General features: G+C 73.5%; 9 protein-coding genes. 5 read left to right on the forward strand and 4 right to left on the reverse strand.

The features are described 5' to 3' along the window. Positions 1 to 99: 99 nt before the first annotated feature. Genes ACVV2G_RS13060 through ACVV2G_RS13070 form a run of 3 tightly spaced genes read left to right on the forward strand, consistent with a single transcriptional unit; the run spans position 100 to position 4319 of the window. Complete coding sequence (locus ACVV2G_RS13060) at positions 100 to 999, forward strand: DUF6039 family protein (RefSeq protein ID WP_453842845.1); 900 nt, start codon at positions 100 to 102, stop codon at positions 997 to 999. Next, positions 996 to 3368, forward strand: a complete 2373-nt coding sequence (fabD, locus tag ACVV2G_RS13065) for an ACP S-malonyltransferase (RefSeq protein WP_453842846.1) — start codon at positions 996 to 998, stop codon at positions 3366 to 3368. The genes ACVV2G_RS13060 and fabD overlap by 4 nt, the downstream gene beginning before the upstream one ends. 18 nt (positions 3369 to 3386) lie before the next feature. Beyond that, entirely contained in the window at positions 3387 to 4319 is a 933-nt protein-coding gene (locus ACVV2G_RS13070) for a DUF6039 family protein (RefSeq protein ID WP_453842847.1), read from the forward strand. A gap of 87 nt (positions 4320 to 4406) precedes the next feature. Here ACVV2G_RS13070 and ACVV2G_RS13075 read toward each other — a convergent pair whose 3' ends face one another. Continuing rightward, positions 4407 to 4772 carry a VOC family protein gene (locus ACVV2G_RS13075; RefSeq protein WP_453842848.1) on the reverse strand — a complete coding sequence of 122 codons (366 nt, stop codon included), beginning with the start codon at positions 4770 to 4772 and terminating at the stop codon, positions 4407 to 4409. Between the two features lie 116 nt (positions 4773 to 4888). After that, the gene (locus ACVV2G_RS13080; RefSeq protein ID WP_453842849.1) at positions 4889 to 5290 is read right to left on the reverse strand and encodes a DUF3224 domain-containing protein; all 402 of its coding nucleotides are present in this window, start codon (positions 5288 to 5290) and stop codon (positions 4889 to 4891) included. Between the two features lie 168 nt (positions 5291 to 5458). On the opposite strand from ACVV2G_RS13080, the gene ACVV2G_RS13085 reads away from it, so the two are divergent. Beyond that, the gene (locus tag ACVV2G_RS13085; RefSeq protein ID WP_453842850.1) at positions 5459 to 6175 is read left to right on the forward strand and encodes a PIG-L deacetylase family protein; all 717 of its coding nucleotides are present in this window, start codon (positions 5459 to 5461) and stop codon (positions 6173 to 6175) included. Positions 6176 to 6374: 199 nt separating this feature from the next. Here ACVV2G_RS13085 and ACVV2G_RS13090 read toward each other — a convergent pair whose 3' ends face one another. Next, the gene (locus ACVV2G_RS13090) at positions 6375 to 7121 is read right to left on the reverse strand and encodes a class I SAM-dependent methyltransferase (RefSeq protein ID WP_453842851.1); all 747 of its coding nucleotides are present in this window, start codon (positions 7119 to 7121) and stop codon (positions 6375 to 6377) included. Next, entirely contained in the window at positions 7118 to 9142 is a 2025-nt protein-coding gene (locus ACVV2G_RS13095) for an alpha/beta fold hydrolase (RefSeq protein WP_453842852.1), read from the reverse strand. The genes ACVV2G_RS13090 and ACVV2G_RS13095 overlap by 4 nt, the downstream gene beginning before the upstream one ends. A gap of 262 nt (positions 9143 to 9404) precedes the next feature. On the opposite strand from ACVV2G_RS13095, the gene ACVV2G_RS13100 reads away from it, so the two are divergent. Next, entirely contained in the window at positions 9405 to 9659 is a 255-nt protein-coding gene (locus ACVV2G_RS13100; protein ID WP_453842853.1) for an acyl carrier protein, read from the forward strand. Positions 9660 to 9695 lie beyond the last annotated feature (36 nt).

The following is a 9695-nucleotide window of genomic DNA, read 5'->3' on the forward strand; positions in this document are numbered from 1 at the left end:
TTGCGCACCCCGGGTGGTTCCCCTTTTGGGTGGTTTCTGGTGGGTTCCCCCCCCCCCCCCCCGAGCCACGCACTCCGCGCACTGGAAGGACGGCCATTCATGGACCAGCGGACAGCCCGGAGCACGGCCGGTATCAGCCCCGCCTCGGCCCAGAGCCCCATGCCCGCCGACAAGCTGCTGCACTCCGGCAACTCGGGCTTCACCATCGCCCGCAGCGCCCAGCTCAAGTATGAGCACCGCGCCGAGGGCCGCAAGCTCTTCGCCGACGTGATCGCCTACATGAACCAGTCCGACCTCAACGGCGCCTCCTTCTACTTCTACGAGGAGGCGTTCGGCAAGCAGGACCGGGTGCACTGGCTGATCCACTGGAAGACCCCGAACGACTACGCCATCAGCCTGGACATGGTCGATCACGACGAGAAGATGATCGACATGCTGGAGAGCGACCACGTGCCCGACGACGCCGGCGCCGGCGTCTGGGGCCGGGCGGTCGTCGAGGGCTCCGTCAGCGAACGCATCCTCGTCCCGCAGCACGGGCTTGTGCACGAGGAGGACGACCACGACAGCGGCGACCTCTGGGTGGACCCGGCCAGCCTGCAGACCGGGCAGCCCGACACCGAGCTGCTGCACTCCGCCAACGCGCTGCTCACCCTGCACCGCACCGGCCAGGCCTCGCACGAGTTCCGCAAGGAGGCCCGGCTGTACGCGTTCGCCTGGCAGAACGAGGTCAACCGCAAGCTGCCCGGCCGCGCCACCTCCTACCTCTACGAGGAGACCTTCGGCGTGATGGACCGGCTGCACTGGCTCATCCACCTCAAAGACTTCGACGCCTACCAGGAACTGCTCGAACTGGAGCGCACGGACGCCGACTTCCGGGAGCTGGGTGAGCGGCAGTTCATTGCCGAGCGCAAGGGCGGCGGCACCTGGGGCCGGTCCTACGTGCCCGGCACCATCGAGGACACCCTGCTGCTGCCGTACCAGCTCCGCACGGGCGCGTGAAGGCCTGGCTCTTCGCCGGCCAGGGGGCGCAGCGCGCCGGCATGGGGGAGGCGCTCTTCGACCGCTTCCCCGCGTACGAGACGGCCGCCGACCGCATCCTCGGCGAGTCGGTGCGCGCGCTGTGCCTGGACGACCCCGACGGCCGGCTGAACCGCACCCGGTGGACCCAGCCCGCGCTGTACGTCGTCAACGCGCTCGCCTGCGCGGCGGCGCTGGCGGAGGGCCCGGCCCCCGACGTCCTGGCGGGACACAGCCTCGGTGAGTACAACGCGCTGCTCGCCGCGGGCTGTTTCGACTTCGAGACCGGCCTGCGGATCGTGTGCCGGCGCGGGGAACTGATGGGCGAGGCGGACGGCGGTGCGATGCTGGCCGTCGTCGGCCTCGCGCCGGACGCCGTGCGCGCCCTGCTCGACCGCGGCGGGCTCGCCGACGTCGACCTGGCCAACCTCAACACCGCCACCCAGGTGGTGGTGTCGGGTCCGGCCGCGTCCGTGAAGGCGGTCCGCGCCGCCGTACGGGAGACCCCGGGTGCCCGCTGTGTCCCGCTGGCCACCAGCGGCGCCTTCCACTCCCGGCACATGCGCCCCGCCCAGGAGCGCTTCGCCGCGTTCCTCGCCACCGTCGACGTCCGGCCGCCGCGCATCCCGGTGATCGCCAACGTCACCGGCCGGCCCTACCCGGCCGACGGCGTGGCCGGCCTGCTGGCCCGGCAGATCGCGGCCCCGGTGCGCTGGCACGAGACCCTGCGGGAGCTGGTGCGGCGGGGCGTGACCGAGGTCAGGGAGTTCGGTCCGCGATCCATGCTGCGGCCGATGTGGGACTCGGTGCGGGCGGAGGCGGAGGCACATGCAGGGACTGGGACAGGGGCGGGGACTGTGTCCCTTGGTGTGCCGGAAGCCGTGCCTGTTCGTGGGCCGGCGGTCGGACGGCGGAACGCTTCCGCCCCCGAGCCGGAGACCGTAGGGGACCCGGCCGCCGCGCGGCTCGGCAGTGTGGAGTTCCGGCGGGACCACGGGGTGCACTACGCCTACCTTGCCGGCAGCATGTTCCGGGGCGTGTCCTCCGTGGAGCTGGTGGCCCGGCTCGGCCGGGCGGGTCTGCGCGGTTACTTCGGCGCCGGCGGACTCGGCCTCGCCACCGTCGAGAAGGCCCTCACCGAACTCGCCCGCACCCCCGGCCTCGACGGCCGCTACGGCGTGAACCTCCTGCACGACCTGACCCACCCCGGCGCCGAGGACGCCCTGACCGACCTGCTGCTGCGACACGACGTCCGGCACGTCGAGGCCGCCGCCTTCACCGCCGTCACCCCGGCCCTCGTCCGCTTCCGGTTCACCGGCGCCCACCGCACTTCCGACGGCACCCCCGTCGCCGTGCGCACCCTGGTCGCGAAGTGCTCGCGCCCCGAGGTGGCCGCCCACTTCATGGCACCGCCCGCCGAGGAGCTGCTGCGGCGCCTGGTTGCCGAGCACGCGCTGACCCCGGCCGAGGCCGACGCGGCACGCGGGCTGCCGGTAGCGCAGGACATCTGCGTCGAGGGAGACTCGGCCGGTCACACCGACGGCGGGGTCAGCCTGGCCCTGGTGCCGACGACGGCCGCGCTCGCCGAGCGGCAGACGGCGGCGCACGGCTACGCCCGCCGCCTGCGGGTGGGGGCCTGCGGCGGGCTGGGCACCCCCGAGGCGGTTGCGGCGGCCTTCGTACTCGGTGCCGACTTCGTGGTCACCGGCTCGGTCAACCAGTGCTCACCGCAGGCGGGCACCTCGGACGCCGTGAAGGACCTGCTGGCCGCCCTGGACGTCCAGGACACCGCGTACGCGCCCGCCGGAGACCTCTTCGAACTCGGCTCCCGTGTCCAGGTGGTCCGCAAGGGCACCCTCTTCGCGGCCCGCGCCAATAAGCTGTACCAGCTCTACCGCGGCCACTCCGGCCTGGACGACCTGGACGCGGCCACCCGCACCTGGCTGGAACGCGACTGCCTGCGCGCCCCGCTGGACCAGGTGTGGCAGCGGACCCGCGCCCACTACCGGGACACCGGACGCGCCCACGAGGTCGAGCGGGCCGAGCGTGACCCCCGGCACCTGATGGCGCTGCTGTTCAAGTCCTACTTCGCCCGCACCAACCGGGCCGCCCAGGACGGCGACCCCGCCGAGCGCGCCAACTACCAGGTGCACTGCGGGCCCGCGGCCGGCGCCTTCAACCGCTGCGTCGCTGGTACCGCCCTGGAGCCCTGGCGGGAACGGCACGTCGAACGCATCGCCGAGCTGCTGATGACCGGGGCGGCGCGGGTGCTCGATGAGCGCCTGGCCGCCTATGCCGGGCCCGTGCCGCACCCCCGGCCCACCCCTGACCCACTTCCGACCCACCCCTGACCCACCTGAGGAGAGCCCATGACCCCGGACAGCGGCACGCCCCTCGTCCCGCCCGCCCGGCACCAGACCACGCAGCCCCTGGACCGGATCCTGCACTCGGCCAACGCCGGCGTCGTCGTGGAGCGGGTAGCGCAGATCGCCGCCGGGCAGGGTGACAGCGCGCGCCGGCTGGCCCGTGAGGCGGCCGAGTTCGTCAACACCAAGCACCCGGACCTCGCCACCGTCTTCGTCTACGAGGAGACCTTCGGCGTCAAGGACCGGCTGCACTGGCTGATCCACTTCCGTTCCCTGGAGGACTACGAGCGGCTGGTGCGCATAGGCGGCTCCGGCGACATCCGGGACGGGGTGCTCGGCGGCCACGTCTCCCACCACCAGGCGGACGCGTGGCAGGCCGCGTTCGTGCCCGGCAGCGTGCGCGAGACCATGATGCTCCCGCACCGCTGGGGCATCTTCGGCACCGCCACCCAGACGATGGCCCAGGACCCGTCGATGAGCCCGCTGGCCGCCGGCCGGGACGAGCCCTGGTTCGAGGTGCGGCCGGCGCACCACCAGACCTCCGTCCCCGCCGAGCGGCTCCTCAACACGGCCACCGCCGGCGTCATCATGCACCGGGTGGTCGACTTCAGCTACAAATACCGGGCCGAGGCGCGCCTGTTCGCCCGCACCGTCGCGGAGAACACCAACCTCAACGCCGGCGGGGACGCCACCGCGCTGGTCTTCGAGGAGCTGTTCGGCACGATGGAGCGGATGCATTTCCTCATCCACATGAAATCGCTGGGCACGATGTACAAGCTGATGGGCATTGACGCCCGCACCGACCCCTCGGCGCCGCGTGCCACGTACATGCAGGACTGGGTGTCCAAGGAGCAGGGCGGTGGCCGCTGGGACAGCCTGATGCTGGAGGGCAGTGGACACGACGGCTGCCTGACACCGCAGTACTGGGGGGACTGAGGATCGGAGCGGGGAACGGGAACGAGGAGGCCGCGGCACCCGGACGAGTGTCGCGGCCTCCTCGCGCCGTGTCCGGCGGGGCCGGGGTCAGGCCATGTTGGTCACGCAGAACGGGTGACCGGCCGGGTCGATCAGGACGACCCACTTCTCGCCGCCCGGCTGGTGGTCCGGCTTGGTGGCGCCCAGTGCGGTCAGCCGCTCCACCGACTCGTTCAGGTCACCGACGCTGAAGTCGAGGTGCATCTGCTTGTCGTCACCGGGCCAGGAGGGCTTCTTCAGGCTCTCCACCCGCTGGAAACCGATGCGGCTGGAACCGTCCGGCGTGCCGATGTAGGCGAAGTCCTCGCTGGCGAAGAGCGTCTGCCAGCCGGTGACGGCGCTGTAGAACTCGGCCAGGGCCTTCGGGTCCGGCGCGTCGAGGGTGACTGCTGCCAGTTGCCCAATGGGGGACATGATGAAAAATTTCCTCTCTCGGGACGATGAGCATCTCGGCGTGCGACTTCCACGTGCACCTCCGAAGTTCGCGAGCCTAGGCACTCATCGGTCCGGGTGCACGCGGATCGCCGGGACTACTCGAAGGAGTGATCCAACTCGATCGTCGCATGACCGTCCGGGCCCGGGTTGTCGCAGAAGTAGGTCCCGGTACCGCGTAGTCCGGTCAGACCGTCCGTTCCGGAGCCCTCCAGCACCTCCAGGGTGGCCTTGGCGGTGCCGCCGCCGGTGGTGCCGGTGACCTGGAGGACGAAGCTGCCGCTGCGGTCGCCGACCCGGCCCGTCACCCGCTCCAGCGCCGTGAACACACTGGAGCCGCCGGGGGACAGGGCGATGAGGACCTGCTGGACGCCCTCGCCCTCGACGGTCCCCCGGTAGTGGTTGGCCACCTCGCCGCGCAGCAGCAGCGGAGCGCCCTCCGTCTGCTCGTAGGGAGCCGGCTGCCACGGATCCCAGGTCAAGGTGCTGGTCGACTGCATGTGCTGTCCTCTCGCTCGCGGTACCTCGGCGAACCGGTGGCCGGACTGCCGACGGGGGTCAGCCGAATTCTCGCTCTTCGGCGCCGTCGGCTCTGCTCACTATTGAGCGGACCGGAGAAAAGGATTTCGGGGTACCGGGATGAGAAAGAGCGCTGTTATCTTCGGGTCATGAGCGATGAATTCCAGGAAATGCCCGAGGACTGGACCCGTGCCCTTGCTGTGGTAGCGCACCCCGACGACATGGAATTCGGTGCCGCGGGCGCCGTGGCGCGCTGGACCGCGGCCGGGAAGTCGGTCACCTATCTGGTGGCCAGCCGGGGCGAGGCCGGCATCGACTCGATGGCACCGGAGAAGGCCGTCGAGGTCCGCGAGGCGGAGCAGCGGGCCAGCGCGACCGTGGTGGGGGCGGCCGGGGTGGAGTTCCTCGACCATCCCGACGGTCGTATCGAGTACTCCGCCGAGCTGCGCCGCGAGTTCGCCGCCGCGATCCGCCGGCACCGCCCCGAGCTGGTCATCGGCTTCTGCCACCACGACCACACCTCGACGGGCCGCTGGAACTCGCCGGACCACCGCAACACGGGCCGTGCGCTGCTCGACGCGGTCGGTGACGCGGCCAACCGCTGGATCTTCCCCGAGGTGGGTCCCGGCCCCTGGCAGGGCGTCCGGTACGTGGCGATCTCCAACTCGCCCCGGCCGACACACGCCGTGGACGTCACCGACCACATCGACCAGGCGGTGGCCTCGCTGGAGGCCCACGCCAGCTACCTGGCGGCCATGCGGCCGCCCGTCACCGACGTCCGCGGCCCGTTGCTGGGCCTGGCCCAGGCGATGGGGGCGCGGTTCGGCGGCCGCCCGGCGATCGCGTTCGAACTCATATCGCGCTGAGGCCCGCGGCGCCGAGGCCCGCGGCGCCGAGGCCCGCGGCGCTGACGCACACCGGGTTCACCGCGCTGGGCCGCCGCCGCGCCGAGCCGAACGGCACGGGCCGGGACGACGGGCCCAGTCGCCCCGTCCTCCCGGCCCGTGTGCGAGGCGGGTGGTGGCCCCGGCGGTCCGGCCGGGGACCAGACCCGGACGCGGCCCCTCAGCTCCTGACGTACACACTGCGGTGCACGCGCCACTGCTGTACGCGGGGGCGGTCCGGGTCGGGCAGAGCGCGCAGGTCCGCCAGCGCCGGCTCCACCACCCGCGCCCAGGTCGCGTCGTCGACGTCCCACAGGTACGGCGGCATCCGGCGCTCCAGGCTCTCCAGGAGCTGCCGGGGGGACGTGGCGCGCTCGTAGTCCGGGGCGAACTCGTGCCGCAGCCGCTCCAGCCCCACCGCCCGCGCCGCCGCGTCGAGCCGCTCGGGCGTGTCGGGGCGCGGCGGCTGGAGCACCGCCAGCCGGTCCAGTACGGCGACCAGCTCGTCCGGGTCGGCGGCGGGATCCCCGTGCACCGCGAGCAGCCGCCCGCCGGGACGCAGCACCCGCGCCGTCTCGCGCAACGCCTGGGGCATGTCCCCGACGAGATGCAGGACGTGCGTGAACACCACGTTGTCGAAACTGCCGGCGGGGAACGGCAGCGCCCGGGCGTCCCCGACGGAGACCCGCCCCGGGAGCCGTTCGGCGGCCCGCGCCAGCATCGCCGGCGAGACGTCGACGCCGTGCACCTCGTGGCCCAGCTCGGCCAGCCCGGCCGCCACGACGCCCGTACCGACGCCCACCTCCAGCACCGGGCCCGGGGCCAGGTCCTCCGCCAGTTGTGCCGCGGCCTGCCTGCCGCGTTCCATTCCGCCCCGCATCCGGTCGTAGTCGTCCGCGACCCGGTCGAAGGCCTTGGCCTCGCTCACCGCGCAGTTCCTTCCGTGTCGATGTGCCAGGTGATCTCCGCGTGCCGCACGAGATCGGCGACCTCGTGCGGCGCGCGGACGAACTCCGTGATCAGCTCCGCCACCAGGGCGGGGCGGTCGTGCGGCGCGTAGTGGCCGGCGACGGCCAGCTCCGCGTACTGCGCGTGCGGGAAGCACCGGGCGGCCTCGCGAGCCCGGGCGGGTGAGGAGATGCCGTCGAACTCGGAGCAGACGAACAGCGCCGGCACGGTCACCCGGTGCGCCTGCGCCGCCGAGTCCAGCCGCCAGAGGTCGACGAGCTGCCGGGCGTAGCGCACGAGCACCTCGGCGTCCCGGAAGGGCCGCCGCACCTCGTCGGCGAGCGCCCCGCTCAGCACCCCGAGCACCCCCGCGTCCCGGGCGCCGGGGCCGCCCTTGCCGCCCGCCACGCCCGGAGCCAGCAGGTCCAGCATCCGGGCCGCCCGGTCGGGCCTGCGGTCCAGCGCGCGGCAGACCGCCGCGAGGTCGGCCTCGTACTTGGTGTCCATGCCGTCCCAGCGGCCGTCCTGCCGGAACGTGGCGTTCAGGAACACCAGGGAGGTGACGGCGTCGGGGCGGTGCTGCTGGAAGGCCGTGGCGATCTTGGCGCCGGTGCACCAGCCGAGCAGATGGGCGTGCCCGGCCCCGACGGCCCCCAGCACCGCGTCGATGTCGTCGAGCTGGTGCCGGGTTCCCCAGGCCGGGTCCGTCCGCTCGGTGCCGCGGACCTGCCAGGTGACGACGCGGTGGTGCGGGGTCAGGTGCGCGCAGAGCCGGGTCAGGAAGCCCGGGCCCTGCCCGAGCGCGTTCAGCACCAGCAGGGGCGGCCCATCGCCGGACCCGCCCTCGAACAGCGTGAGCGGCCGCCCGGCCACCTCCACGTCCCGCCGCCGCAGCCCCGTGTCCCGCACTTCGTCCGAGGACGCCTGAGAGGCCCGCACCGCCCCGAACACCTCCCACTGCCCGGCGGGGGAAAGGGCGGCCGGGGCACTCGCCGCCGAGCCGGCCCCCGCCCCGCCCGGCTGCGACTCGCGCGGGGCCGCGGGCGTCGTGGCGGCGTCCGCGGCCCGCAGGCGTACCGCCTGGTGGCGTACGTCGGTCAGGCGCAGGTCCAGGAGGCGGTCGGCGGCGTCAAAGGTGTCGCGGTCCGGTACCCGGCGGACGTCGACGCCGTACACCGCGCCGGCCCGGGCGAGCACGTCGGCCAGCGGGACCGGGGCGGGCCGGGGCACCGTCGCGAAGCCGTCGGGCAGGTCGCCGGCGCCGCCGGCCCGCCAGAGTCCGTCGGCGGCCTGCCCGGCGGTGAGCAGGGGCAGGCCGAGGCCCGCCGTATCGGCCACCCGCAGCGGATGCCGCTCGAACCAGTCCGGCACCCGGTCCTCGACCTCGGCCCGCACCGAGTGCAGCGCCCACAGCAGCCGGTGCGCACCCGGCGGGCACTCGCCCAGCCCCGGCGCCCCGGCATCCACCACCGGCGCCGTGCGCAGCACCCGCCAGGAGACCCCGGCGTTCAGACACGCCTCCACCGCCAGCCGTTCCAGGTCCCGGTACGACGCGTGCGCCGAGCCGTCGTCCGGCGTCGTGTCCGGGCCCACGTGCACATAGCCGCGGGCCCCGAGGGCGGGCAGCGCGGCGAGCAGCGAGCCGGTCAGCGCGGCGTCCGCGCGGGCCCCGCGGGCCGGCGACCGGTCCCAGCCCGGCACCACGCACCACACCCGCTCCGCGGTCCAGGCCGTCAGCTCGGCGGCCACGGCGTCCGGTTCGGCGCAGACCACGGTCAGCCGCCCCGCGCCGCGGGCGTCCGGCACCCCGTCCCCGGTGTCGCACCGCGTCACGTACTCGGCCAGCTCCCGCCGCCCCGGTGCCGGCGCCCCGGGGCCGGACCGGACGGCGGACAGCAGGACCACCTCGGGGCCGGCGGCGTCCGTGGCCACCAGGCAGCGCGCGGCCAGCCGGGCCGCGAGGAGCGGTGACGTACCGGCGATCAGCACACGCTGCGGCATGCGTACCGTCCTCCTGTGCCGGCGGGCGCCGCCGAACGCTCGAATCCCGGGGCCTGGAAAAAAATAAAGACCCCGCATGGTCCACTCTTTACGGGCCGCAATTCTGCTCAACATTGCGCACGCCGAAAAATTACCCGGACGCCCTTGCGGTGGCGGAAAATAAATCGCTAGCATCCCCGCGCCGGAATTCTCCGACCGGGCCCGCACGCCCTTTCCCGGCACACCGGCACCACCCCGGCGACGACGAAGGACGAGGCGTACCGTGGCGACGAACTGGGACGAGACCTACGAGAAGCTGGTCAGGGCCGCACTCACCGATTACCCCCCGACCGCTCCGCTGCGCGCCGACCTCCCGTTGCCCGCACACGGCCTGGACTCCCTCGGCATGGTCGGCCTCTCCGCTCGACTGGAGGACGCCTACGGCATCGAGTTCCCCGACGGCGCCCTCGTCCCGGCCAGCTTCGCCACCCCCGCCGACCTCTGGCGCGTGGTCGACGGCTGTCTGGCGGACCGGTGACGCCCGGCAGGCCGGACACCCGGCCGGGGGCCGCAA

The sequence above is a fragment of the Streptomyces sp. JK94 genome, from assembly GCF_053613315.1.

What these genes read in the sequence shown, in the direction of transcription:
- ACVV2G_RS13060 (WP_453842845.1), top strand. Translation starts at nt 100, where the DNA reads ATGGACCAGCGGACAGCCCGGAGCACGGCCGGTATCAGCCCCGCCTCG.
- ACVV2G_RS13070 (WP_453842847.1), top strand. Translation starts at nt 3,387, where the DNA reads ATGACCCCGGACAGCGGCACGCCCCTCGTCCCGCCCGCCCGGCACCAG.
- ACVV2G_RS13075 (WP_453842848.1), bottom strand. Translation starts at nt 4,772, where the DNA reads ATGTCCCCCATTGGGCAACTGGCAGCAGTCACCCTCGACGCGCCGGAC.
- ACVV2G_RS13080 (WP_453842849.1), bottom strand. Translation starts at nt 5,290, where the DNA reads ATGCAGTCGACCAGCACCTTGACCTGGGATCCGTGGCAGCCGGCTCCC.
- ACVV2G_RS13085 (WP_453842850.1), top strand. Translation starts at nt 5,459, where the DNA reads ATGAGCGATGAATTCCAGGAAATGCCCGAGGACTGGACCCGTGCCCTT.
- ACVV2G_RS13095 (WP_453842852.1), bottom strand. Translation starts at nt 9,142, where the DNA reads ATGCCGCAGCGTGTGCTGATCGCCGGTACGTCACCGCTCCTCGCGGCC.